The 25523-nt window shown below is 70.8% G+C and carries 21 protein-coding genes and 1 pseudogene; 5 read left to right on the top strand and 17 right to left on the bottom strand.

Features of this window, described 5'->3' with window-relative positions:
• The 5 genes from EAO77_RS25760 to EAO77_RS25740 form a co-directional block, all read right to left on the bottom strand.
• A partial coding sequence (locus tag EAO77_RS25760) for a helix-turn-helix transcriptional regulator (protein ID WP_147991031.1) occupies positions 1-877 on the bottom strand: 877 nt, incomplete at its 3' end.
• Positions 878-1015: 138 nt separating this feature from the next.
• Positions 1016-1387: an FKBP-type peptidyl-prolyl cis-trans isomerase gene (locus EAO77_RS25755; protein ID WP_147990653.1), complete on the bottom strand. Its 372-nt coding sequence runs from the start codon at positions 1385-1387 to the stop codon at positions 1016-1018.
• Between the two features lie 89 nt (positions 1388-1476).
• The gene (locus tag EAO77_RS25750; RefSeq protein ID WP_147990652.1) at positions 1477-2418 is read right to left on the bottom strand and encodes an FKBP-type peptidyl-prolyl cis-trans isomerase; all 942 of its coding nucleotides are present in this window, start codon (positions 2416-2418) and stop codon (positions 1477-1479) included.
• 108 nt (positions 2419-2526) lie between these two features.
• Positions 2527-3888: a Pup--protein ligase gene (pafA, locus tag EAO77_RS25745; protein WP_147990651.1), complete on the bottom strand. Its 1362-nt coding sequence runs from the start codon at positions 3886-3888 to the stop codon at positions 2527-2529.
• 9 nt (positions 3889-3897) lie between these two features.
• A complete protein-coding gene (locus tag EAO77_RS25740) occupies positions 3898-5169 on the bottom strand; it encodes an MFS transporter (RefSeq protein WP_147990650.1) in 1272 nt (423 codons plus the stop codon).
• Between the two features lie 139 nt (positions 5170-5308).
• Between EAO77_RS25740 and EAO77_RS25735 the strand changes: the two genes are divergently transcribed.
• Complete coding sequence (locus tag EAO77_RS25735; RefSeq protein WP_147990649.1) at positions 5309-6346, top strand: LacI family DNA-binding transcriptional regulator; 1038 nt, start codon at positions 5309-5311, stop codon at positions 6344-6346.
• A gap of 66 nt (positions 6347-6412) precedes the next feature.
• Here the strand turns inward: EAO77_RS25735 and prcA are convergent, their stop codons facing one another.
• The 6 genes and pseudogenes from prcA to arc all read right to left on the bottom strand — a co-directional run bounded on the left by prcA (position 6413) and on the right by arc (position 12276).
• Complete coding sequence (gene prcA, locus EAO77_RS25730) at positions 6413-7180, bottom strand: proteasome subunit alpha (protein WP_147990648.1); 768 nt, start codon at positions 7178-7180, stop codon at positions 6413-6415.
• A 38-nt stretch (positions 7181-7218) separates the two neighbouring features.
• Entirely contained in the window at positions 7219-8064 is an 846-nt protein-coding gene (prcB, locus tag EAO77_RS25725; protein ID WP_147990647.1) for a proteasome subunit beta, read from the bottom strand.
• Positions 8016-8198 (bottom strand): annotated as a pseudogene (locus EAO77_RS25720) (endonuclease domain-containing protein); the annotation flags it as partial. The pseudogene EAO77_RS25720 and the gene prcB, both read right to left, overlap by 49 nt.
• Before the next feature lie 204 nt (positions 8199-8402).
• The gene (locus EAO77_RS25715) at positions 8403-8621 is read right to left on the bottom strand and encodes a ubiquitin-like protein Pup (protein ID WP_147990646.1); all 219 of its coding nucleotides are present in this window, start codon (positions 8619-8621) and stop codon (positions 8403-8405) included.
• A gap of 121 nt (positions 8622-8742) precedes the next feature.
• Positions 8743-10254 (bottom strand): depupylase/deamidase Dop, encoded by a 1512-nt coding sequence (gene dop / locus EAO77_RS25710; protein WP_187283401.1) that lies wholly within the window; start codon positions 10252-10254, stop codon positions 8743-8745.
• Positions 10255-10509: 255 nt separating this feature from the next.
• Positions 10510-12276, bottom strand: coding sequence for a proteasome ATPase (gene arc / locus EAO77_RS25705; RefSeq protein ID WP_147990645.1), 1767 nt, complete (start codon positions 12274-12276; stop codon positions 10510-10512).
• A gap of 263 nt (positions 12277-12539) precedes the next feature.
• Between arc and EAO77_RS25700 the strand changes: the two genes are divergently transcribed.
• On the top strand, positions 12540-12851 hold the full coding sequence (locus tag EAO77_RS25700) for a ferredoxin (protein ID WP_147990644.1): 312 nt from the start codon (positions 12540-12542) through the stop codon (positions 12849-12851).
• A 4-nt stretch (positions 12852-12855) separates the two neighbouring features.
• Here EAO77_RS25700 and EAO77_RS25695 read toward each other — a convergent pair whose 3' ends face one another.
• The 3 genes from EAO77_RS25695 to EAO77_RS25680 all read right to left on the bottom strand — a co-directional run bounded on the left by EAO77_RS25695 (position 12856) and on the right by EAO77_RS25680 (position 16057).
• A complete protein-coding gene (locus EAO77_RS25695; RefSeq protein WP_261994140.1) occupies positions 12856-13398 on the bottom strand; it encodes a hypothetical protein in 543 nt (180 codons plus the stop codon).
• 401 nt (positions 13399-13799) lie between these two features.
• Positions 13800-14687: a tRNA (adenine-N1)-methyltransferase gene (locus EAO77_RS25685; RefSeq protein ID WP_147990641.1), complete on the bottom strand. Its 888-nt coding sequence runs from the start codon at positions 14685-14687 to the stop codon at positions 13800-13802.
• A 110-nt stretch (positions 14688-14797) separates the two neighbouring features.
• Positions 14798-16057: a site-2 protease family protein gene (locus EAO77_RS25680; RefSeq protein WP_147990640.1), complete on the bottom strand. Its 1260-nt coding sequence runs from the start codon at positions 16055-16057 to the stop codon at positions 14798-14800.
• A 116-nt stretch (positions 16058-16173) separates the two neighbouring features.
• Here EAO77_RS25680 and EAO77_RS25675 point away from each other — a divergent pair, with 116 nt between their 5' ends.
• Positions 16174-17067 carry a RecB family exonuclease gene (locus tag EAO77_RS25675; RefSeq protein ID WP_147990639.1) on the top strand — a complete coding sequence of 298 codons (894 nt, stop codon included), beginning with the start codon at positions 16174-16176 and terminating at the stop codon, positions 17065-17067.
• Positions 17068-17080: 13 nt separating this feature from the next.
• Complete coding sequence (locus EAO77_RS25670; protein ID WP_147990638.1) at positions 17081-17752, top strand: response regulator; 672 nt, start codon at positions 17081-17083, stop codon at positions 17750-17752.
• 111 nt (positions 17753-17863) lie between these two features.
• Here EAO77_RS25670 and EAO77_RS25665 read toward each other — a convergent pair whose 3' ends face one another.
• The 3 genes from EAO77_RS25665 to metH form a co-directional block, all read right to left on the bottom strand.
• Positions 17864-19465: an ABC transporter substrate-binding protein gene (locus EAO77_RS25665; RefSeq protein ID WP_147990637.1), complete on the bottom strand. Its 1602-nt coding sequence runs from the start codon at positions 19463-19465 to the stop codon at positions 17864-17866.
• Positions 19466-19975: 510 nt separating this feature from the next.
• Complete coding sequence (locus EAO77_RS25660) at positions 19976-20677, bottom strand: HAD family hydrolase (RefSeq protein ID WP_147990636.1); 702 nt, start codon at positions 20675-20677, stop codon at positions 19976-19978.
• A 105-nt stretch (positions 20678-20782) separates the two neighbouring features.
• Complete coding sequence (metH, locus tag EAO77_RS25655) at positions 20783-24295, bottom strand: methionine synthase (RefSeq protein WP_147990635.1); 3513 nt, start codon at positions 24293-24295, stop codon at positions 20783-20785.
• A 298-nt stretch (positions 24296-24593) separates the two neighbouring features.
• Here metH and EAO77_RS25650 point away from each other — a divergent pair, with 298 nt between their 5' ends.
• Entirely contained in the window at positions 24594-25358 is a 765-nt protein-coding gene (locus EAO77_RS25650; RefSeq protein ID WP_147990634.1) for an IclR family transcriptional regulator, read from the top strand.
• Positions 25359-25523: the final 165 nt, after the last annotated feature.

Raw genomic sequence — 25523 nt, 5'->3', positions numbered from 1 at the left:
CGAACTCCACCAGCCAGGCGTCCAGTCCGTGCCCGTACGGAATCTCCAACTCGTCCCACCCGTCGCCGAGTTCCCGCACGCCCACGGCACGGGCACGCAGCGGGTAGCCGCAGCCGGAGCGGAGCCGGATCAGCGCGGTCCTGGTCGCGGTCTCCCCCGCCCAGCTCTCGACCGTCTCGCGGACGGTGACGACATCGGGCACCGGCGCGGTGAAGGCGCCGGTCCGGGCCCGGACCCGGCCGGTGATGCGCGACAGCCGGAAGACCCGCTCGGCACCGCGCTCCCGGTCGTGCCCGGCCAGGTACCAGTGGCCGCGCCAGCACTCCAGCGCCCACGGTTCGACGTGACGCTGCTCGGGCCGGGCGGCGTTGGCCTTGCGGTAGTCGAAGACGACGGGCCGGCGGTCGCGGCAGGCGAGCATCAGCGGTTCGAAGGCGGCCTCGTGGACGGGGATGCGCGGTTCGAGCGCGCTGTGCCGGTCCTCGTAGACGTCCTGTGTCTCGGGCATGCCGGCCGCGCGCAGCTTCTGCAGGGCGCCGCTGGCGGCACCGGCGAGACGGGCCTGCTGCCACACCTTGGCGGCGAGGCCGAGTGCGGCGGCCTCCTCGGCGTCGAGGGTGATGGGCGGCAGGCTGTTGCTGTCCCGGCGGGCGAGATAGCCGATGTCGCCGTCGAGGGACTCCACCGTCTCGATGACCAGGCCGAGTTCGCGCAAGTCGTCCTTGTCGCGCTCGAACATGCGGTTGAAGGAGTCGTCGGTCGAGGCCTCCATGTACGCCTCGATGGAACCGCGCAGCTCGCGCTTGCTCAGCGGCCGCCCCGTCCCGAGCAGACACAGCGCCAGGTTCATCAGCCGCTCGGCCTTGGCAATGGCCATCGACGCCCTTCACCTTCTTCTTATGGAGTGCCCTGTGCCCGTCGACCGTACCGCCCCGGGGTGTCCGGACAAAAGCGAGGGCCCACGCCTGCAGGCGTGGGCCCTCGTCGCACGGCGCGCGGCGCCGCGCGCACTCCGTCAGACCGCGACCAGGTCGCAGACGAAGATCAGCGTCTCACCCGGGGCGATGGCCCGGCCGGCGCCGCGGTCGCCGTACGCGAGGTGCGCCGGGATGGTCAGCTGGCGGCGGCCGCCGACCTTCATCCCCTGGATGCCGCGGTCCCAGCCCGCGATGACCTGGCCGGCGCCGAGCTTGAAGCCGAGCGGGGTGCCGCGGTTCCAGGAGGCGTCGAACTCCTCGCCGGTGGAGAAGGCCACGCCCACGTAGTGGACCTGGACCGTGTCGCCGGCCTTGGCCTGCGGGCCGTCGCCCTCCCAGATCTCCTTGATCTCCAGGTCGGCCGGCGGCTCGCCGCCCGGGAAGTCGATCTCGGGCTTCTCGATGCTCACGGAAGGTGCTCCTTGCGGTTCTACTTGTCGAGTGGGCCGGGACAGTCTCTCAGAACGTCCCGGCCGGGCCGTGCCGCCGGGGCGGCGCCTCAGGAGGAGGCGGACAGGATGTCGACGGTGAAGACCAGCGTCGACTTGGCCGGGATGCCCTGCTGCTCCTGGTCGCCGTAGGCCAGGTCCGGCGGGATCACCAGCAGCACACGGCTGCCGACCTTCTTGCCCTCCAGGCCCTGCTGCCAGCCCGGGATGACCTGCGCGAGCGGGAAGCTGACCGGAGCGCCGCCGCGGGCGTAGCTGCTGTCGAACTCCTTGCCGCCCTTCCACAGCACACCCTTGTAGGCGACCGCGAGGGTGTCCGTCTTCTTGACCGCCGGGCCGTCGCCCTCGATGACGTAGTTCGAGACGAGCTTGGTGGGCGCGGCCTTGTCGGGCACGGTCAGCGACGGGGCCTTGCCGTCGGTGTTGGTGCCGACCTTGGGCAGGTCGATGTTGTCCTGGGCGACCTCGGTGCCCTTGGCGGACGTCGGCAGCGTGGTCGACTTCAGGATGTCGACCACGAACACCAGCGTGGAGTTCGGCTTGATCTCGCCCTGGCCCTGGTCGCCGTAGCCCAGCTCCGGCGGGATCGACATCTCGACGCGGCTGCCGACCTTCTTGCCTTCGAGCCCCTGGTCCCAGCCCTTGATGACCTGTCCGGCCCCGAGCGTGAGATCGAAGGGCTGCTTCTTGTCGAAGCTGTTGTCGAACGGCTGGTCGGAGTCCCAGGTCTGGCCCAGGTAATTGACCTGGATCTGGTCGCCCTTCTTGAGCGTGGCGCCGTCGCCCTCGCTGATGACCTCGGTCTTCAGCTCCTTCGGCGGGTCGCCCTCGCCCTTGGCGAGCGTCGGCTTCTCGCCGAACGCGGCTCCGGCGGTGATGGCGGGCAGACCACCCTGGGAGGAGGCGGAGTCGGAGGCCTTTTGCTCGCTGCCGCACGCGACTGCCGACAACAGCAGCAGCGGGGCGACGATAAGGCCGGCAAGTCGGCGCACGTGTTCCTCAGATCTCTAACGGCACATTCGGGTCCGGGACACTCTAGGGCGTGCCCCGGGCCCCGCACGAGAAACGTACGGGGCCCGAGTGACGTTCCGGGATGCGTGTTACATACCGGCGATCAGCTTTTCCACCCGGTCGTCGACCGACCGGAAGGGGTCCTTGCAGAGCACGGTGCGCTGCGCCTGGTCGTTGAGCTTGAGGTGCACCCAGTCGACGGTGAAGTCCCGGCGCTGCTCCTGCGCCCGCCGGATGAAGTCGCCGCGCAGCCGGGCCCGGGTGGTCTGCGGGGGCACCGACTTGCCCTCGAAGATCTTGAGGTCGTTGCAGATGCGGGCGGCCTGGCCCTTGCGCTCCAGGAGGTAGTACAGCCCGCGCCGGCGGTGGATGTCGTGGTAGGCGAGGTCTATCTGCGCGACCCTCGGGTGGGACATGGTCATGTTGTTCTTGGCGCGGTACCGCTCGATGAGCTTGTACTTCATGACCCAGTCGATCTCGGTCCCGATGCGGTCGAGGTCCTCCGCCTCGATCGCGTCGAGCGTGCGGCCCCAGAGCTCCAGCACCTGGGCGACCGTGCCCGTGCGGATGCCGCGGCGGTCGACGAAGTCGACGGCCTTCTCGTAGTACTCGCGCTGGACCTCGAGCGCCGAGGCCTCCCGGCCACTGGCCAGGCGGACCTTGCGCTGGCCCGTTATGTCGTGGCTGACCTCGCGGATGGCCCGGATCGGGTTCTCCAGGGTGAGGTCGCGCATGACCGTGCCCGCCTCGATCATGCGCAGCACCAGGTCGGTGGCCCCGACCTTGAGCAGCATGGTCGTCTCGGACATGTTCGAGTCGCCGACGATGACATGGAGACGGCGGTAGCGCTCCGCGTCGGCGTGCGGCTCGTCACGGGTGTTGATGATCGGGCGCGAACGGGTGGTCGCCGAGCTGACGCCCTCCCAGATGTGCTCGGCGCGCTGGCTGACGCAGTACACCGCGCCGCGCGGGGTCTGGAGCACCTTGCCGGCGCCGCAGATCAGCTGCCGCGTCACCAGGAACGGAATGAGGATGTCGGCCAGCCGGGAGAACTCGCCGTGCCGGGCCACGAGATAGTTCTCGTGGCAGCCGTAGGAGTTTCCCGCCGAGTCGGTGTTGTTCTTGAAGAGATAGACGTCGCCCGCGATTCCCTCCTCGTGCAGGCGGCGTTCGGCGTCGACGAGCAGGCCCTCGAGAATGCGCTCGCCCGCCTTGTCGTGCGTGACCAGCTCGGTCACGTTGTCGCATTCCGGCGTTGCGTATTCCGGATGCGAACCCACGTCGAGGTACAGACGGGCGCCGTTCCGCAGAAAGACATTGCTGCTGCGGCCCCATGACACGACACGGCGGAAGAGGTAGCGCGCCACTTCGTCAGGTGACAGTCGGCGCTGTCCCCTGAACGTGCACGTGACGCCGTACTCGTTCTCCAGCCCGAAAATGCGGCGGTCCATGTCTGAACATTACGCCTCACGGCCTGAGCTGAAACCGGGTTGGGCGGCACCGTTTCGATCATTTTCCCCCGGGCCGTCCCCCGCGGGCCCGGCACCCTCCGCGGCGGGCGGACGGGACAGCACCCGCTGAGTGGCCGTCAGGACCAGCAGTGCGGCGAATCCCCCCGCGCCGGCGACGGCGAAGCCCCACGCGGTGCCGCCGCCCTCGACGGCGGGCCCGGCGACCCCGGTGCCGACCGCTGCGCCGACCCCGAAGGTGGTCACCAGCCACGAGAAGGCCTCGGTGACGGTGCCCCGCGGCGCGTGCCGGTCGACCACGATGAACGCGCAGGCGAGCGCCGGCGCCAGGAACACACCGGCGAGGACGGACAGGGCCGTCATCGCGGCCACCCCGGGGGTGAACGCCAGCGGCAGGTAGCCGAGGGCGAGCAGGGCGACGATCACCCGCAGCCGGCGCTCCGGTTCACCGGCCCAACTCCGCGCCCCGTACGCCAGGCCCCCCAGCAGCGCGCCCAGCCCCAGCGCGGCCATCAGCCAGCCGTACACCGACTCGCGGCCCAGGTCGTCCGCGTACGCCACCCCGGCCACCGTGATCGATCCGAGGGCGAGGCCGACGAAGAAGAACGCGCCGAGCAGGGCCAGCAGGCCCCCGGAGCGCAGCGCGCCCAGCCAGTGCGCCTCGCGCGGCGCCGAACGCCAGGCGCGGGAGGGTTCGGAGACCACCACGGACAGCGCGCCGAGCACACCGATGGCGTTGATCACCAGCAGCGCCGCCCCGGGCGAGGCGACGGCCACGATCAGCGTCACCAGCAGCGGGCCGAGCGTGAACAGGATCTCCTGGGCCACCGCGTCCATGGCGTAGGCCCGGTGGACCCGGTCCTGATGACCGAGCACATTCGGCCACAGTGCCCGCAGCCCGCCCTCCAGGGGCGGGGTGAAGAGCCCGGCCACGGTCACCGCGGCGTAGGCGACGGGCAGCGAGCCGGTCCCCGCGACCGCGAGCAGCAGCATGCCGAGGCCCGACACGACCGCCGCGGGCAGCTGGACCCGGGGCTGGCCGTAGAGGTCGACGGCGCGCCCGAGGAGCGGCTGACCCACGGCGGTGGCGAGCCCGTAGACGGCGGCCAGGAGGCCGGCCAGCGTGTAGCTGCCGCCCTCGGCGCGGACGAAGAGCACGATCGCGATGTGCGCGGTGGCGTTGGGCAGCCTGCCGACGAGCGTGCCCGCCAGCAGGCGCGCGGCATGCGGTGCCTTGAGGATGTCCGCGTACCCGGCGGCCATACCGCTCCCCCTCTCCCCCGGCCCCGCCGAGGTTTTACGTATAACCTGATGCTCCATACGTACCATGACCACAGTCCGGGGGTCCACCGAGCCGCCGCCCCGGACGGGTCACATCCCGCGCGGCCGAGAACGGGCATCCATGGCACCCCCCACCCCCCGCCCCGTTCCCGCGGCCGCCCGGCCCACCAGCAAGGACGTCGCCCGCGCCGCGGGGGTCTCGCAGGCCACCGTCTCCCTCGTGCTGGGCGGGAAATGGCGCGGCCGGGTCGGCGAGCGGACGGCTGCCCTGGTCCGCGAGACCGCCCGCGACCTCGGTTACCGGCCGAACCTGGCCGCCCGCAACCTGCGCCTCGGCCGCACCAGGACGGCCCTGCTGGTCGTCCCCGCCCTCACCAACGAGTTCTTCGCCCGCGTCTACACCGGCGCCTCCGCCGTCGCCGAGCGGCACGGCTTCGGCGTCGTCCTCTACCCGTCCCCCGACGGGACCGGGCCCGCCCGGGACCCCTTCGCCTCCGCCAGCGCCGCACTCGACGGCGTGATCGCCTCCTCGATGGCCGCCGGAGCCCTCAGCGCCATCCGCGGGGCCGACCTCCCCCTGGTCATGCTCGACAGCGACCCCGCGGAACCGGGCGTCGCCGCCCATGTCCACATCGACGTCGCCGACGGGATGCGCCAGGTCGCCGGCCATCTGATCGCCCTCGGCCACCGGCGCATCGTCCATCTCGCGTCCGCCGTCGCCTCGTGGACCTTCGACGCCCGCGCCGAGGCGCTCCGCACCGCCGTCACCGCGGCCCCCGGGGTGGAGCTGCGCACCGTCACCGCGGCCCTGGACGTCCGCGCGGGCCTGGCGGCCGCCGAGGCCGCCCTCACCGCCCCGGGGCCCCGGCCCACCGCGCTGCTCTGCGACGACGACGTCCTGGCCGCCGGGGCGTGCAAGGCGGCCCGCCGGCTCGGTCTGCGCGTGCCCGCCGACGTGTCCGTGACGGGATTCGACGACCTGGCCCTCGCCACCGCCCTCGAACCGGAACTCACCACCGTCCGGCTCCCGGCCGAGCGCACCGGGGAACGCGGCATGACCGCTCTGCTCGCCGTCCTCGACGACCGCCCGCACCCGCAGGACAGCCTCCCCGCCGAGCTCGTCGTCCGCGGCTCCAGCGCCCCGCCGCCGCGCGACTGAGCGAACGGACGAGTGCCCCCCGGCCGCCGTGGCGGCCGGGGGGCACTCGTCTGCGTCGTGCGAGGGCTACTCCTCGCCGTCGGAGGCGTCGTCCGCCTCGTCCGACGGAGCGTCCGTCGGCGCCGTGGCAGCCTCCTCGGCGCCCAGCAGACGCGCGAGCTGCCGGCCCACGATCCGCTTGAACTTCCGCTGCTGCGGTCGCGTCCGGTCCAGGACCGCCACCTCCAGCCGGTCGGCCGGGATCTCCCGGTCGTTGCCGTTGGCCTGGCTGGACAGCGCCTGCACGGCCAGCTTCAGGGCCTCGGCCAGCGACATCCCGTCGCGGTGGCGCTGGTCGAGGTAGCCGCTGATCTGCTCCGCGTTGCCGCCCACCGCGACCGAGCCGTGCTCGTCCACGATGGAACCGTCGTGCGGCAGGCGGTAGATCTGGTCGCCCTCGGGCGCGTCGCCGACCTCGGCGACCACCAGCTCCACCTCGTACGGCTTCTCACCGGCACTGGAGAAGATCGTGCCCAGCGTCTGCGCGTAGACGTTGGCGAGACCACGGGCGGTCACGTCGTCGCGGTCGTAGGTGTATCCGCGGAGGTCCGCGTACCGCACACCGCCGATGCGCAGGTTCTCGTACTCGTTGTACTTGCCGGCCGCGGCGAACCCGATCCGGTCGTAGATCTCACTGAACTTGTGCAGGGCGCGGGACGGGTTCTCGCCGACGAAGACGATGCCGTCGGCGTACTGGAGGACAACAAGGCTGCGACCACGGGCGATACCCTTGCGGGCGTATTCCGCCCGGTCGGCCATCGCCTGCTGAGGTGAGACATAGAACGGCGTCGACACCGGCTATCCGTCCCTTTCTGTCGAAGGCGAAAACATCATCAGAGCAACGCGGCACGCGGTCCGTCGGGCTGGGCGAGCCGGCGCTCCAGGATCGCGCGCGCGATCCCGGACGACTCCTCGTCCGTCAGCCTGCGGTACCCCTCGTCCGTGATGACCGTGACGATCGGATAGATACGCCGCGCGACATCCGGTCCGCCCGTCGCGGAGTCGTCGTCGGCGGCGTCGTACAGCGCCTGGACGACCAGCGTCGTCGCCTCCTCCTCGGTGAGGTCGTCGCGGTAGAGCTTCTTCATCGCTCCCCGCGCGAAGATCGACCCCGACCCGGTCGCGGCGTACCCCTGCTCCTCGGAGCGGCCGCCCGTGACGTCGTAGGAGAAGATCCGGCCCTTCTCGCGGTCCACGTCGTAACCGGCGAAGAGCGGGACCACGGCCAGGCCCTGCATGGCCATGCCGAGATTGCTCCGGATCATCGTCGACAGGCGGTTCGCCTTGCCCTCCAGCGACAGCTGGACGCCCTCGACCTTCTCGAAGTGCTCCAGCTCCAGCTGGAAGAGCTTCACCATCTCCACGGCGAGGCCCGCGGTGCCGGCGATGCCCACCGCCGAGTACTCGTCGGCCGGGAAGACCTTCTCGATGTCCCGCTGGGCGATCATGTTGCCCATCGTGGCGCGCCGGTCACCCGCGAGCACCACGCCCCCGGGGAAGGTGGTCGCCACGATCGTCGTGCCGTGCGGCGCCTCGATCGCGCCCTGCACGGGCGGCAGGGCACGGTTGCCGGGAAGCAGATCGGGCGAGTGCGCGCCCAGGAAGTCCATGAACGACGACGATCCCGGCGTCAGGAAGGCAGCTGGTAGACGCCCGGTGCTACGAGTGTTGGCTTCCACGCGTTTCCCTCCAGGTATGCGACGGCCCGACGCAGGGTGTCGGGATCGTCCCCCAACGTGCCGATGGCCGAATTGCAGTTGAAGCACATGACGTCACGGACCCTACCCGTCTCGTGACGGTGATCCACATGAACGGGACAAGCGGTCCCGGCGGATCCCGGAAGTGCCGGCGGCGGCCCCTCGCCACCCGCGCGGGGGCGGCCCGCGGCGGACCGGTACGCCCGGGCACCCGCGCCACGGCCAGTCCGCCGCCCGTGGGTGCTGTGCACGCCACGGCGAAGCGCCGTGGCGTGCACAGCGCCTCAGCCGGACGCCCCGCCTTCACTCCGAAGGGATGCTCACTCTCCGCCCTTCTGGACGAAGGAGCGCACGAAGTCCTCGGCGTTCTCCTCCAGGACGTCGTCGATCTCGTCCAGGACGGAGTCGACGTCGTCCGACAGCTTCTCCTGGCGCTCCTTGAGGTCCTCGGCAGCCTGCGCGTCCTGCGCCTGCTCCTCGACGTCCTCCGTGGAACGCGTGGCCTTCTGCTGTCCGCCGCCGGTGTCCTTGGTCGCCATCCACCTCACCCCGCTTCGGTTCGACGTATCTGATCAGACCCTACAAGCCGGGTCCGACATCGGCCCCGGCTCCTGCTCGGCGTCCGGGACCTGCCTTCATGATTCCCGGACGGGAGCCGTTTCAGCCCCCTGACAGGACCTTCAGCAGGTCCTCCGCGGTGCGGCAGCGGTCCAGGAGCTCCTTGACGTGGTTACGGGTGCCCCGCAGCGGCTCCAGCGTGGGAACGCGTTGCAGGGAGTCACGGCCCGGGAGATCGAAGATCACCGAGTCCCAGGAGGCGGCGGCCACGTCGTCGGCGAACTGCTCCAGGCAGCGGCCCCGGAAGTAGGCGCGGGTGTCCTCCGGAGGCTTGGCCTCGGCCCGCTCGACGTCCCGCTCGTCCAGCAGGCGCTTGATCCTGCCGCGGGCCGCCAGCCGGTTGTAGAGGCCCTTCTCGGGGCGTACGTCTGCGTACTGGAGGTCCACCAGGTGGAGCCGGGCGGCGTCCCAGCCGAGGCCGTCACGGCGCCGGTAGCCCTCCATGAGCTCCTTCTTGGCGACCCAGTCGAGCTCGCCCGCCAGGCTCATCGGATCGGTCTCCAGGCGGTTCAGGGTGTCCTCCCAGCGCGCGAGGACGTCCTTGGTCTGCTCGTCCGCGTCCGCCCCGTAGCGCTCCTCGACGTACTTGCGGGCGAGCTCGAAGTACTCCATCTGGAGCTGCACGGCGGTGAGCGTGCGGCCGCTGCGGAGGCTGACGAGGTGCTGGAGGTCCGGGTCGTGCGAGACCTGGTGCAGGGTGCGCACGGGCTGCTCGACGGCGAGGTCGACGGTGATGAAGCCGTCCTCGATCATCGACAGGACCAGCGCCGTGGTGCCCAGCTTGAGGTAGGTGGAGATCTCCGAGAGGTTGGCGTCGCCGATGATCACATGGAGGCGCCGGTACTTCTCGGCGTCGGAGTGGGGCTCGTCGCGGGTGTTGATGATGGGCCGCTTGAGCGTGGTCTCCAGGCCGACCTCGACCTCGAAGTAGTCGGCGCGCTGGCTGATCTGGAAGCCGTGGTCGTGGCCGTCCTGGCCGATGCCCACACGGCCCGCGCCGGTGACGACCTGGCGGGAGACGAAGAAGGGCGTCAGGTGCCGCACGATGTCCGAGAAGGGGGTCTCCCGCTTCATCAGGTAGTTCTCGTGGGTCCCGTAGGACGCGCCCTTGTTGTCGGTGTTGTTCTTGTACAGATGGATGGGCTGCGCACCGGGCAGCTGCGCCGCCCGCTCGGCGGCCTCGGCCATGATGCGTTCGCCGGCCTTGTCCCACAGGACGGCGTCCAGGGGGTTGGTGACCTCCGGCGAGCTGTACTCGGGGTGGGCGTGGTCGACGTAGAGCCGCGCACCGTTGGTGAGGATGACATTGGCGAGGCCGATGTCCTCGTCGGTGAGCTGGCTGGAGTCGGCGGCCTCACGGGCGAGGTCGAAGCCGCGGGCGTCCCGCAGCGGGTTCTCCTCCTCGAAGTCCCAGCGGGCGCGGCGCGCCCGGTGCATCGCCGCCGCGTAGGCGTTGACGATCTGGGACGAGGTGAGCATGGCATTGGCGTTCGGGTGGCCGGGGACGGAGATCCCGTACTCCGTCTCGATGCCCATTACTCGCCGTACGGTCATGCGGCCCTCCTTGCCCGGCGGCGCTCCCTGTGGGGTGGCGCTGAATACCGCTGCTTTCCGGTGCGCGTGCGGTGTCCTTCCCCGTAATGCGCGACTCGGCGATACCGGAGAGCCTATTGCGCCGCTGCTCGGGTGGGGAGATCGATTGCGTCATTGCTGTGCTGTGGCCGTACCTGTCCGGAAAGCAACCGGCTGCGGATGCAGCATGTCCTTCTGCCGTGGCAGTGGACGGGCATCCGCAGCCGGTGTGCCTCTTTACAGGTACTGACCGGTGTTGGCCACCGTGTCGATGGACCGGCCGGTGTCCGCGCCTTGCTTTCCGGTGACGAGCGTGCGGATGAACACGATCCGCTCGCCCTTCTTTCCGGAGATGCGGGCCCAGTCGTCCGGGTTGGTGGTGTTGGGCAGGTCCTCGTTCTCCTTGAACTCGTCCACGCAAGCCTGGAGGAGGTGGGAGACCCTGAGGCCCTTCTGGTTGTGGTCGAGGAATGCCTTGATGGCCATCTTCTTGGCCCGGTCGACGATGTTCTGGATCATCGCGCCGGAGTTGAAGTCCTTGAAGTAGAGGACTTCCTTGTCGCCGTTGGCGTACGTGACCTCGAGGAAGCGGTTCTCCTCGGATTCGGCGTACATCTGTTCCACGACCGACTGGATCATGGCGTGGGCCGCCGCGTCCTTGGAGCCGCTGTGCTCGCCGAGGTCGTCGGCGTGCAGCGGCAGGGACGGGGTCAGGTACTTGGCGAAGATGTCCTTCGCGGCCTCCGCGTCCGGACGCTCGATCTTGATCTTGACGTCGAGCCGGCCGGGCCGCAGGATCGCCGGGTCGATCATGTCCTCGCGGTTGGAGGCGCCGATCACGATCACGTTCTCCAGGCCCTCGACGCCGTCGATCTCGGCGAGGAGCTGGGGAACGATGGTGTTCTCCACGTCGGAGCTGACACCGGAGCCGCGGGTGCGGAAGAGGGACTCCATCTCGTCGAAGAAGACGATGACGGGTGTGCCCTCGCTGGCCTTCTCACGGGCCCGCTGGAAGACGAGGCGGATGTGCCGCTCCGTCTCGCCGACGTACTTGTTGAGGAGCTCGGGTCCCTTGATGTTGAGGAAGTAGCTCTTCCCCTGGGGGCGCCCGGTGACCTCGGCGACCTTCTTGGCAAGGGAGTTGGCGACGGCCTTGGCGATGAGCGTCTTGCCGCAGCCGGGCGGGCCGTAGAGCAGGATGCCCTTCGGCGGCCGCAGTTCGTGCTCCTTGAAGAGGTCGGGGTGGAGGTACGGGAGCTCGACCGCGTCGCGGATCATCTCGATCTGGCCGCCGAGGCCGCCGATCTTGTCGTAGTCGACGTCCGGGACCTCTTCGAGGACCAGTTCCTCGACCTCGCTCTTCGGGATGACCTCGTAGACGTATCCCGAGCGCGGTTCGAGCAGCAGGGCGTCGCCGGGACGGATGGTGATGTCCAGCAGCGGCTCGGCGAGCCGCACCACCCGCTCCTCGTCGGTGTGCCCGATGACCAGGGCGCGCTCGCCGTCCTCCAGGATCTCCTTGAGGGTGACGATGTCCCCGGCGCGCTCGTACTCCATGGCCTCGACCACGTTGAGCGCTTCGTTGAGCATGACTTCCTGGCCGCGCCGGAGCTCTTCGGGCTCGACGCTGGGGCTGACGTTCACCCGGAGCTTGCGGCCCCCGGTGAAGATGTCGCAGGTGCCGTCCTCGTTGGCCTGGAGGAAGACGCCGAAGCCCGCGGGGGGCTGTGCGAGGCGGTCGACCTCTTCCTTGAGTGCCACGATCTGGTCGCGGGCCTCACGGAGTGTGTTCGCGAGCCGCTCGTTCTGCGCGGACACGCCGGCCAGGTTCGTCTGAAGCTCGACGATCCGCTCCTCGAGAATCCTCGTATGACGCGGAGAGTCGGCGAGCTTGCGGCGCAGGACGGCGATTTCCTGCTCGAGATAGGCAACCTGGCCGGCGGGGTCTTCAGACCCTCGCCCCGGCCGGATGCCGCGGTTGATGTCGTCGTCGTGGGCTGCCACGGTCCTCACCTCCTCCAAGGGGAGCTGGACGCTTCCTGACCCTACCTGTGTGGGTGGTGATTGAAACCCCTAGATCACAAAGACGGAAGGGGTGTGTCCGATCTTCACCCTTGCGCTCTCCCTCGTGCCCAGGGAATACCCACTGGATACCCACCCGGCAACATCGGAAAGCGGTCGGTTGTATCGTCGAAGCGTTCAACACCCGTCAGGGCTGGCACGACTTGCTTCGTTCAGCTGCGCCGACGAAGGAAACGGCAGGAGATATGACCGTGCAGCACGAGGTTCCCACCGAGGGTGCCGGCGAGGCGCTCGAGGTCTGGATCGACCAGGACCTGTGCACCGGCGACGGTATCTGCGCGCAGTACGCGCCCGAGGTCTTCGAGCTCGACATCGACGGTCTCGCCTACGTGAAGTCCGCGGACGACGAGCTGCTCCAGGAGCCGGGCGCCACCGCGCCGGTGCCGCTGCCGCTGCTCACGGACGTGGTGGACTCCGCCAAGGAGTGCCCCGGCGACTGCATCCACGTACGCCGCGTCTCGGACAGGGTCGAGGTCTACGGCCCCGACGCCGGGTGACGCCTCAGACACCCAGCGCGGCGGTGTCGTCGGAGCGGACGAACGCGCCCCCGCGCCACTGCCACTTGACCTGCTCCCGGATGTCCGGGCAGCAGCCGGGCACGTCCGGGGACGAGTAGCCGAGCAGCGTGGCGGTGACCGTGCGGTCACGCACGGCGAGCGCGCCGGCGCTGAACTTCTCCGAGGGTTCCACGAGGGTCGCGACCAGCCGGGGCGTGCCGTCGCGCCCGTTGGCGAGGACGTAGACGCCGTGTGGCGGGGTGCCCGAGCCGGCGTCGCAGCGGGCCGCCGCGACGGTTTCCGCGCCGCCGTCTCCGTCGAGGTCGCCGGTGGCCTCGGCGGTGACCACGTACTCCAGGCCGCCGCACTCCAGGGGCAGGTCCACGGCCGCGGGGTCGGGGGCGGCCGCCGCGGGAGCGGGTGCGGGTGCGGCGGGCGTGGCCCGTGAGGCGGTGCCGCTCTGGGTCGCGGTGGCGGCGTCGGGCTGGAGGAATCCGGCGGCCGTGGACCTGCCCCTGGAGTGCGGCGGCCTGGAGTACGTGGTCACCGCCGAGGCCACCGGCGACCTCGACGGAGACGGCGGCGCGGAAACCGTCGCGGCGGCCCGCTGCGACGCCGGCTCGGGCACCCCGCCACACGGCGTCTACGCGCCAAGGGCGCCTACGGCGAGGACTACGAGGGCCCCAACAAGGGCTGAGCGCCCCCGCAACACGACCAAGGGCTGAGCGCCCCCGCAACACGACCGCGCCGCCGGGCGGCGGCGCCCTTCTCTTGCTCCGGGGCGGGGGTGGCCAGCATCGTGCCACACGTCACACGCTCAGGGAACAGGGGGGTGGGTGACATCCCGGTGACGATGCGCCCCGCCCCGGAGCAAGAGAAGGGCGCCGCCGCCCAGTTCCCCCGGTCGCGGGGGAACTGGGCGGCGGCGCGGTCGTGTTGCGGGGGCGCTCAGCCCTTGTTGGGGCCCTCGTAGTCCTCGCCGTAGGCGCCCTTGGCGGGGCGGCGGCGGCGCATGGGGGGCTCCACGCCGTCGGCGAGACGGCGGGCGGTCACCAGGAATCCGGTGTGCCCGATCATCCGGTGGTCCGGGCGCACGGCCAGTCCTTCGACGTGCCAGTTGCGGATCATCGACTCCCAGGGCTGCGGCTCGGCGAAGCAGCCGATCTCGCGGATGGACTCCACGGTCCGGGCGAGCTGGGTGGTGGTGGCCACGTAGCAGCACAGGATGCCGCCGGGGACCAGGGCCTTGGAGACGGCCTCAAGGCACTCCCAGGGCGCGAGCATGTCGAGGATCACGCGGTCGACGTCGGTGTCGCTCAGGTTGTCCTGAAGGTCGCCGACGGTGAGCTGCCAGGCCGGGTGGGGGCCGCCGAAGTAGCGTTCCACGTTGGCCTGCGCGATCTCGGCGAAGTCCTCGCGGCGCTCGTAGGAGTGCAGCATGCCGTGGTCGCCGATGGCGCGCAGCAGGAAGCTGCTCAGGGAGCCGGAGCCGACACCGGCCTCCACGACGCGCGCGCCGGGGAAGATGTCGGCGAAGGCGAGGATCTGCCCCGCGTCCTTGGGGTAGACCACGGCGGCACCGCGGGGCATGGACAGGACGTAGTCGGGGAGCAGGGGGCGCAGCGCGAGGTAGGCGACGTTTCCCGTGGTACGGACAACACTGCCCTCGGGAGCGCCGATCAGCTCGTCGTGCGGGAAGGAACCCTTGTGGGTGTGGAAGTTCTTCCCGGCTTCGAGCGTGAACGTGTAGTGGCGTCCCTTGGGGTCGGTGAGCTGGACCTGGTCCCCGACCTTGAAGGGCCCGCGACGGCGGGCGGCACCGGTCGGTTCGGACATGTGACCAGCCTACCGGCCTGACGGTGGCCCCCCGACCACGGGCGGGGCACCGGCGGCCGCGTACGGGCCGCCCGTGCGGGGCGGGTGCGCCGCCGGGCGCGGGGCGGCCGTCAGGCGGGGGGTGTGCTGCCGGGGCGGGCCATGGCGGCGACGAAGGCGCGTTCGACGTCGGCGGTCGACAGGACGCCGTAGATCTCGCCGGTCTCCTCGACGACCAGGTACTCCGTGGCGGGGGCCGCCCGCAGCCGGTCGAGCAGGGCTTCGCCGGCCAGTTCGGCGGGGACCTTCATGCCGTCGGTGAGGTCCTGGGCGAGGCCGCTGACGGCGACCCAGGGGCGGCGGTGCTCGGGGACGCCGACGATGGCGGCCTCCCGGACGATGCCGGTCGGTTCGCCCTGGCCGTCGACGACGACGAGGGCGCGGGCCCCGGCCTCGTTGGCGCGCCGCAGCGCCTCGGAGAGGGGGGTGGTGGATTCCACGGGCACCGCGCGGCGGGTGAGGGCGCGGGCGGCGAGTTCCGGCAGGTGCTCACGCAGCCGGGCCATGCGCAGGCTGTTGCCCGCGCCGGTCCAGATGATGGCGGCGAGGATCGCGGCGAGCAGGGCGTCGGTGACGGTCTCCATGCCGCCGATGTCCTCGGTGGCGTTGCCGAGGGCGCCGGTGTGGGTGAGCAGCGGCAGGCCGATGAGGACGGCGACGGCGAGCGCGCGGCCGACCCAGGCGGCGGCGATGGTGCCCGTCATGGGCTTGCCGCTGATCTTCCAGACGACGGCGCGGAGCATCCGGCCGCCGTCGAGCGGCAGGCCGGGCAGGAGGTTGAAGGCCGCGACGATGAGGTTGGAGATCATCAGTCCGGCGAGCAGCACGCCGGGGACCGTGCCGGGGTCGACGGCCGTCAGCGCGAGGTAGAAGACGCCGGCGAGGACGAGCGAGAGCAGCGGCCCGACGAAGGCGAGGACGAACTCGCGGCCGGGCGTCTCGGTCTCCTTCTCGATCTCGGAGACCCCGCCGAAGAACTGGAGCTGGATGCGCCGGACCGGCAGCTTGAAGCGCAGGGCGGCGACGGTGTGGGCCAGCTCGTGGACGAGGACGGAGGCGTAGAAGGCCACGGCGAAGAAGAGGGAGACCAGGTAGCGGGCGCCGCCCAGCTCGGGCAGGACCCGGTCGAGCTGGCCGCCGAAGACCCAGGTGATCAGGGCCGCGACGACGAACCAGCTGGGGGCGACGTAGACGGGCACGCCGAAGGGACGGCCCATGAGGAGGCCGCCGCCCGGCCCGGAACGGCGCTTTGCGGCGGGGGTGCCGGAGCCGGTCGCTCCCGCGCCGGAGCCCGACCGGTCGCGCTCACCGCTGGTGTCGTCCTCTTTCACGGGGTCCTTTCGTCGCCGGGCCGTTGGCCGGTGCCGCTCGCCGGCCCGCCCGTGTGCGGGGTCTGCCGTCGATGGTATGCCGATCGCTGTCGGTGCCGGGCCGTAGGGTCTGAGTCATGAGTACGAGTCAGCCGCCCGCGGACGGGTCCTCCGCCGTGGCCGCGGAGCCCACGTCGCTGTCGCCCTCCCGGGCCGGCGACTTCATGCAGTGTCCCCTGCTGTACCGCTTCCGTGTGATCGACAGACTGCCCGAGAAGCCGAGCGAGGCGGCGACGCGGGGCACGCTGGTGCACGCCGTCCTCGAGCGGCTCTTCGACGATCCGGCCGCCGAGCGGACGGTGCCGCGGGCGAAGGCGATGATCCCTGGCCAGTGGGACAGGCTCCTGGAGGCGCGCCCGGAGCTCGGCGGGCTGTTCGGCGAGGACGGCGGCGAGGAGCGGCTGGCGCGCTGGATGGGCGAGGCCGAGCAGCTGGTGGAGCGGTGGTTCTCGCTGGAGGACCCGACCCGGCTGGAGCCGGCGGAGCGCGAGATGTTCGTCGAGACGGAGCTGCCGTCCGGGCTGCGGCTGCGCGGGGTGATCGACCGGGTGGACATCGCGCCCACGGGCGAGGTCCGCATCGTGGACTACAAGACGGGCAAGGCGCCGCGCCCCGAGTACAGCGAGGGCGCGCTCTTCCAGATGAAGTTCTACGCGCTGGTGATCTGGCGGCTGAAGAAGGTCCTGCCGCGCCGCCTCCAGCTGGTGTACCTGGGCAGCGGTGACGTGCTGACGTACGACCCGCAGCAGGCGGATCTGGAGCGCACGGAGCGCAAGCTGCTGGCGCTGTGGGAGGCGATCCGGGAGGCGACGAGGACGGGCGACTGGCGGCCGCGGCCGACGAAGCTGTGCGGCTGGTGCGACCACCAGGCGGTCTGTCCCGAATTCGGCGGCACTCCCCCGGTTTATCCGCTGATCGTTTCCCCGGCGGCGTCCGGGGAGGATGGGCAGGGCAGAATGGGCCCGGTCTAGCGAAGGAGTGCCCGTGGCGATCCGCGTCCTACTGGTCGACGACCAGCCACTGCTGCGTACCGGTTTCCGCATGATCCTCGAGGCGGAGCAGGACATCGCGGTGGTCGGCGAGGCCGGGGACGGCCTCCAGGCCCTCGATCAGGTGCGTGCCCTGCAGCCCGATGTGGTGCTGATGGACATCCGGATGCCGCGGATGGACGGCGTCGAGGCGACGCGGCAGATCACCGGTCCCGGCCGCGACGGTCCGGCGAAGGTGCTGGTGCTGACGACGTTCGATCTCGACGAGTACGTGGTGGAGGCGCTGCGCGCGGGTGCGAGCGGCTTCCTGCTGAAGGACGCGCCCGCCAACGAGCTGGTGCAGGCGATCCGCGTGGTCGCCGCGGGCGAGGCGATGCTCGCGCCCAGCGTGACGCGGCGGCTGCTCGACAAGTACGCGGATCATCTCCCGTCGGGCGACGAGCCCGTCCCGGACGCGCTGAACACGCTGACCGACCGCGAGGTCGAGGTGCTGAAGCTCGTGGCGCGCGGCCTGTCCAACGCGGAGATCGCTGCCGACCTGTTCGTGAGCGAGACCACGGTGAAGACCCACGTGGGCCATGTGCTGACCAAGCTCGGCCTGCGGGACCGGGTGCAGGCCGCGGTGTACGCGTACGAGAGCGGTCTGGTGCGCCCCGGGGCCCAGTGACCCGGGCCACGGCGAAGGGCCGGGGGCCCGGCGGGGCGTGAGCCGCCGCCGGGCCCCCGGCCCTTGTGCTTCCCTTCGGCCGCCCCGGTCAGGGGCGGCCGGTGTCACGGGTCAGGAGCCGCCGCCGCGGGAGAGCTCCCACAGCTGGAGGTCGGAGCTGGCGTTGAGGGTCCACTCGATGCCGGTGATGTCGTCGCGGGAGGCGACGTACTGCTTGCCCTGCCACAGGGGCAGGAACGGCACGTCCTCGGCGACGATGTCCTGGATCTTCTTGAAGGCCGGGGACGCGGCGGTGCGGTCGGCCTCGCGGCGGGACTGCGGGATGAGGTTGCGCGCCTCGGTGCTGACGTAGGGCGAGTTGAGGAAGTTGCCCTCGTCGAGGAACGGCGCGGTGTAGTTGTCCGGGTCCGGGAAGTCGGGGAACCAGCCGAGGCCGTAGACGGCGTAGTCGCCGCGCTTCTGGGCGGGGCGGAACTCGGACCACTCGGTGCCCTTGACGCTCACCTCGAAGAGCTTGGTGGCGTTGAGCTGGTCGCGGAGGGTCTCGAACTCCTTGGCGGTGCCCTCGCCGTAGTGGTCGGTGGTGTAGTTCAGTTCCAGCCGGACGGGGGTGTCGATGCCCGCGTCCTCCAGGATGGCCGCCGCCTTCCGGGTGCTGGGCTCGCCGTACTTGTTGTAGAACGAGTTGGTGTGGGCGGCGATGCTCGTCGGGATGAGCGAGTAGAGCGGTTCGGCCGTGGAGCCGTAGACCTGGCCGGCGATCTGTCCGCGGTCGACGACGGCGGCCATGGCCTGGCGGACGGCCTTGTTCTTCACCGACGGGTCGGTGGTGTCGAAGGCGAGGTAGCGGATCTCCAGGCCGGGAACCTCGGTGAGGGTGATGCCCTCCTTCGGGTTCTCGGAGAGGTCCTTGATCTGCTCGGGGGACATCGCGCGGGTCATCACGTCGATGTCGCCGGCCTCCAGGGCCTTGCCCATGGCGGCGGCGTCCTCGAAGGAGCGCAGCTCGACCTTGTCGTTGTGGAGCTTGATGTCGCCCTTGTAGGACTCGTTCCTGCTGAAGACGACCTTGGTGATCTGGTCCCCGTCGGTCTCGGTCTCCATGGTGTACGGGCCGCTGCCGTCGACGGCGAAGCCCTCGCGGAGCTTCTTGGCGTCGTAGTTCTTGGGGCTGACGATGCCGGCGACGGGCGTCGAGAGCTTGTAGGGGAACGTGGCGTCGGGCGTGGAGAGGTGGAAGACCACCTCGTCGTCGCCCTTGGTCTCGATGGTGTCGATGTTCGCCAGCAGGGCGGCGGTGCCGTTGTCGGCATCGATGTCGAGGACGCGCTGGAGGGAGAACTTGACGTCGTTCGCCGTCACGGGGGTGCCGTCGGCGAAGGAGAGGCCGCTGCGCAGCTTGCAGCGGTAGCTCTCGCTGGCGTTGTCCGTGAACGAGCACGACTCGGCCGCGTCCGGGACGGGCTCGCCGCCGCCGCGGGGGGCGTGCATCAGCGTCTGGACGGTCTGGCGCAGGACGTTCCACGCACCGGTGTCGTAGGCGTAGGCCGGGTCCAGCGGGGCGGGGGATTCGGCGCTCGCGGCGAACTGGTCCGTGGTGCCCACGACGATGGCGTCCCCACCGCCCGACCCGCCGTCCGTGCTGCCGCAGGCGACGAGCACGGGCGCGAGCAGGCCGATCATGGCCAGCGGCACCAAGGTCTTACGGTTCATCCTGGACGTTCTCCCTCATCCAACCGGCTCTGGGATTCAGCGGTGTGTGTACACGTCACTACGCCGCTTCCACCCGGTCGGGGTGGCGCGATCGGCTGGTTGTACAGAGCGATCGGTCCTGTGTTTCCGAGGGTGTGATGACCGTCGGTTCATCTCGGTGAGGCGGCGGAGTTCCCGGCGACGACATTAGTCCCAGGGGCCAGGAAAGCGTGAACGGGCCCGAGTTGGGGGGTATTCGCTGAGTGATCACGAATGCCTGCGCGCGGCCCTTCAGAGGGTGGATGATTCATCCGCGTCCGCCGCAAAACGGGCATGCGACGACCCCCTGTCCGCCGTCGAGGGCAGGTAGGGGGCCTTCGAGCGGCCTCTCGGGATGCACACGCAGTGACGAAGGTCACGCGCCGGAACACCTTGTCGATTACCGATCGGTAATCCGGATGGTGACGGAAACTACATGGTCCGCTGCCCTGAGTTTCCCGGCGTATTCGCGATGCACGGACCGTACATGTATCAGTGCGGGGCGGTGATCAGGGTGCGCAGGAAAAGCAGGTCGACTTCTTCGAGCGAGGACACGACCATGCGCCCGGCCGCCGGCTGGATCGGCGCCACGGACGGCACCGCCACGACCCGGCAGCCCGCCGCCTCGGCGGCCGCCACCCCGGTCGCGGTGTCCTCGACGACCGCGCAGCGCGCCGGGTCGGCGCCGAGGCCCCGGGCGGCCAGCAGGTAGGGGTCGGGGTGCGGTTTGGTGCGCGGCACCTCGTCGCCGGCCACCGAGAGGTGGAAGTGGTGGCGCCCGAGGGAGTCCAGGATCCGCTCGATGATGCGCCGGTGGGAGGCGGAGACGAGTGCCGTGGGCACGTTGTGCCGGGCCAGCTCGGCGAGCAGCCGCTGGGCGCCGGGCATCAGCGGGACGCCGCGGCCGATGCGCTCCTCGAACTTGTCGTTCAGCAGCACGCTGAGCTCGGCGAGGGTGATGTCGGCGCCGGTGGCCTCGATCAGGTAGCCGGCGCTGCGGGTCATCGGTCCCCCGACGACGACGTCACGCCAGGACTCGTCCAGCCGGTGCCCGAGGTCGGCGAAGACCTCCACCTCGGCGTCCCACCAGAAGCCCTCGGTGTCGACGAGAGTCCCGTCCATGTCGAGGAAGACGGCCTGGAGGGCCGCCCCGTCGGCCGAACGGGCAAGGGACGCGGTGACCGTGCTGGTCATAGGCACACCTCCGGAAGGGACGAGAAGGCCGGCCACCCTTCCCGCGGCTCTCCGCGGTGACAGGTGACCGGCCTGCACTGGACCGACCAGTCTACGCCGCACGGATCACCGTGCGTTGAAATACTTCGCCTCGGGGTGGTGGATCACGATCGCGTCGGTGGACTGCTCGGGGTGCAGCTGGAACTCCTCGGAGAGCTGCACGCCGATCCGCTCGGGCTCCAGCAGGGCGGCGATCTTCGCCCGGTCCTCCAGGTCCGGGCACGCCCCGTAGCCGAGCGAGAACCGTGCGCCGCGGTACTTCAGCGCGAACATGTCCTCGACGTCCGCCGGGTCCTCGCCACCGAATCCGAGCTCGGAGCGCACCCGGGCGTGCCAGTACTCGGCGAGGGCCTCGGCGAGCTGGACGGACAGGCCGTGCAGCTCCAGGTAGTCGCGGTAGGAGTCGGCCTCGAAGAGCTTGGCGGTCGCCTCGCCGATCCGGGAGCCGACGGTGACGACCTGCAGCCCGACCACGTCGGTCTCGCCCGACTCCTCCGGCCGGAAGAAGTCCGCGAGGCACAGCCGGCGGCCGCGGCGCTGGCGCGGGAAGGAGAAGCGGGTGCGCTCGGCGCCGTCCTCGCCCAGCAGGATGAGGTCGTCGCCCTTGGACACGCAGGGGAAGTAGCCGTAGACGACTGCCGCCTCCAGCATGTTCTGCGTGTGCAGCTGGTCGAGCCAGCCGCGCAGGCGCGGGCGCCCCTCGCTCTCCACGAGCTCCTCGTAGCTCGGGCCGTCGCCCGTCCGGGCCTGCTTGAGGCCCCACTGGCCCTTGAAGAGGGCGCCCTCGTCGAGCCAGGAGGCGTACTCCTTGAGCTGGATGCCCTTGACGACGCGGGTGCCCCAGAAGGGCGGGGCGGGCACCGGGTTGTCGGTGGCCACGTCGGAGCGGGCGGCGCCCTCCTCGGGGCGCTCCTCGACGACGGCGGTGGCGGCGGGGCGCACCCGGCGCTGCTTGAGCTCGGGCAGGGTCGCGCCGGGGACGCCGCGCTTGACGGCGATCAGGGCGTCCATCAGCCGCAGGCCCTCGAAGGCGTCCCGGGCGTAGCGGACCTCGCCCTCGTAGATCTCGTGGAGGTCCTGCTCGACGTAGGCGCGGGTGAGGGCGGCACCGCCGAGGATGACCGGGTAGTCGGCGGCCAGCTTGCGCTGGTTCAGCTCCTCCAGGTTCTCCTTCATGATCACGGTCGACTTGACCAGGAGGCCCGACATGCCGATCACGTCGGCCCGGTGCTCGTCGGCCGCCTCCAGGATCGCGGAGACGGGCTGCTTGATGCCCAGGTTGACCACGTTGTAGCCGTTGTTGGACAGGATGATGTCGACGAGGTTCTTGCCGATGTCGTGGACGTCGCCGCGGACGGTGGCCAGCACGATGGTGCCCTTGCCCTCGGCGTCGGACTTCTCCATGTGCGGTTCGAGGTAGGCGACCGCGTTCTTCATCACCTCGGCCGACTGGAGCACGAACGGCAGCTGCATCTGGCCGGAGCCGAAGAGCTCGCCGACCACCTTCATGCCGTCGAGCAGCGTGTCGTTGACGATGTCCAGGGCGGGCCGGTCGCGCAGCGCCTCGTCGAGGTCGGCCTCCAGGCCGTTCTTCTCGCCGTCGATGATGCGGCGCTTGAGGCGCTCCTCCAGCGGCAGCGCCAGCAGCTCCTCCGCCTTGCCCGCCTTCATCGACTTGGCCGTGGCGCCCTCGAAGAGGGCCATCAGCTTCTGCAGCGGGTCGTAGCCCTCGGCGCGCCGGTCGTAGATCAGGTCCAGCGCGGTGGTGACCTGCTCCTCGTCGAAGCGGGCGATCGGCAGGATCTTCGAGGCGTGCACGATGGCCGAGTCCAGCCCGGCCTTGACGCACTCGTCGAGGAAGACGGAGTTCAGCAGGATGCGGGCGGCGGGGTTGAGGCCGAAGGAGATGTTCGACAGGCCGAGCGTGGTCTGCACGTCGGGGTGGCGGCGCTTCAGCTCGCGGATCGCCTCGATGGTGTGGACGCCGTCCCGGCGGGACTCCTCCTGCCCGGTGCAGATGGTGAAGGTGAGGGTGTCGACGAGGATGTCCGACTCGTGGATGCCCCAGTTGCCGGTCAGGTCGGCGATGATCCGCTCGGCGACGGCGACCTTGTTCTCGACGGTGCGGGCCTGGCCCTCCTCGTCGATGGTCAGGGCGATCAGCGCGGCACCGTGCTCCCGCGCGAGGCGGGTGACCTTGGCGAACCGGGACTCGGGGCCGTCGCCGTCCTCGTAGTTGACGGAGTTGATGACCGCGCGGCCGCCGAGCTTCTCCAGGCCGGCCTCGATGACGTCGACCTCGGTCGAGTCGAGCACGATCGGCAGGGTGGAGGCGGTCGCGAAGCGGCCCGCCAGCTCCGCCATGTCGGCGACGCCGTCGCGGCCGACGTAGTCCACGCAGAGGTCGAGCATGTGCGCGCCCTCGCGGATCTGGTCACGGGCCATCTCGACGCAGTCGTCCCAGCGGCCCTCCAGCATGGCTTCGCGGAACTTCTTGGAACCGTTGGCGTTGGTCCGCTCGCCGATCGCCATGTACGCGGTGTCCTGGCGGAACGGCACCGTCTGGTACAGCGAGGCGGCGCCCGGCTCGGGGCGCGGCTCACGGGCCGCGGGCGTGAGGTCCCGGACGCGTTCGACGACCTGGCGCAGGTGCTCGGGGGTGGTGCCGCAGCAGCCGCCGACGAGCGACAGGCCGTACTCGCGGACGAAGGTCTCCTGGGCGTCCGCCAGCTCCGGGGCGGTCAGCGGGTAGTGGGCACCGTTCTTGCCGAGCACCGGCAGGCCCGCGTTCGGCATGCAGGACAGCGGGACGCGGGAGTGGCGGGCCAGGTAGCGCAGGTGCTCGCTCATCTCGGCCGGGCCGGTGGCGCAGTTCAGGCCGATCATGTCGATGCCGAGCGGCTCCAGCGCGGTCAGGGCCGCGCCGATCTCCGAGCCGAGCAGCATCGTGCCGGTGGTCTCGACGGTGACCGAACAGATGAGCGGGAGGGTGGTGCCGGTCGCGTCCAGCGCGCGGCGGGCGCCGAGGATGGCGGCCTTGGTCTGGAGCAGGTCCTGGGTGGTCTCGACGATCAGCGCGTCGGCGCCGCCGGCGATCATGCCCTCGGCGTTCCGCTGGTAGGCGTCGCGCAGGGTCGTGTAGTCGGCGTGGCCGAGGGTCGGCAGCTTGGTGCCGGGACCCATCGAGCCGAGGACCCAGCGCTGCCGGCCGGTCGAGGCGGTGAACTCGTCGGCGACCTCGCGGGCGATCCGGGCACCGGCCTCGGACAGCTCGTGGACCCGCTCGGGGATGTCGTACTCCCCCAGGGCCGCGAAGTTCGCGCCGAAGGTGTTGGTCTCGACCATGTCGACGCCGACGTCGAAGTACGCCGCGTGGACGGAGCGGACGATGTCGGGGCGGGTGATGTTGAGGATCTCGTTGCAGCCTTCGAGGTTCTCGAAGTCCTCGAGGGTGGGGTCCTGGGCCTGCAGCATCGTGCCCATGGCGCCGTCGGCCACCACCACCCGGGTGGCGAGCGCCTCGCGCAATGCGTCGATTCGGGTCCGGCTGTCAGCGGAAGGGGTCGGCAACGAGGCCATGGATGTGCTCCCTGGGGTGCGACGGCTGTCGGCTTTGCGCCTCCGGCTGGGGGAAGGCGCACGCAGTCAGAGTAGCCGTGCACCGCCCCACGCCGTCGATGTGTCCCACGGGGCGGACGGAACCACTCCATCCGGGTTTCCGTGGGTAGCTCGGCCGGGGGATACTCACTCTGCGATGACCAGGTCGGCATGGACCGATAGTGTTCAGCATTGTCGAACACCCATCCAAGGGTGCCGCCGATCGCGCACCGCTCGTCGCACCCGCTCGTCGAACCGCAGTGGAGAAGGGCCAGATCCGATGGCGAAGAACATCCAGTCACTGGAGCGGGCCGCCGCCATGCTGCGCCTGCTCGCGGGCGGCGAGCGCCGGCTGGGACTGTCGGACATCGCCTCCTCGCTGGACCTCGCCAAGGGGACCGCCCACGGCATCCTGCGCACGCTCCAGGCCGAGGGGTTCGTCGAGCAGGATCCGGCGTCGGGTCGCTACCAGCTGGGGGCCGAGCTCCTCCGGCTCGGCAACAGCTATCTGGACGTGCACGAACTGCGGGCCCGCGCACTGGTGTGGACGGACGACCTGGCCCGCTCCAGCGGCGAGAGCGTGCACCTGGGCGTGCTGCACCAGCACGGGGTGCTCGTGGTGCACCACGTCTTCCGCCCGGACGACAGCCGCCAGGTGCTGGAGGTGGGCGCGATGCAGCCGCTGCACTCCACGGCCCTCGGCAAGGTGCTGGCCGCCTACGACCCGGTGGCGCACACGGAGGCCGTCGAGGTGGAGCGCAAGGCGTTCACCCCGGCCACGGTGACGGATCTCGACGCGTTCGAGTCGCTGCTCGACCTCACCCGGGCCAAGGGGTGGGCGGCCGACGTCGAGGAGACCTGGGAGGGCGTGGCCTCGGTGGCCGCCCCCATCCACGACCGCCGCCGCATGCCCGTGGGCGCGGTGGCCATCACGGGCGCGGTGGAACGCGTCTGCGACGGCGGCGAGCTGCGCTCCGAGCTGATCGCGGCGGTCCGCGACTGCGCCCGCGCGGTCTCCCGGGACCTGGGCGCCAGCCGCTTCTGACCCGGGCGCGCCGCCCCGCCCGAGGGCCTGCGCGTCCCGTACACCCCCCTGCCGCAGTACGGCGCGCGGCCGCACCTCCCCGGCCGCCGGACGGCGGCACACGGCCGCACACCCCTGCCCGCGGGCGGCCGCGCACGGTTGCGCGGGCCGCCCCGCGGGCAGAGG

The sequence above is a fragment of the Streptomyces sp. T39 genome, from assembly GCF_008042045.1.
Classification (GTDB): Bacteria; Actinomycetota; Actinomycetes; order Streptomycetales; family Streptomycetaceae; genus Streptomyces.
Note: the sequence above shows the minus strand (reverse complement) of the source record. Positions and strands in the feature narration are given on the sequence as shown.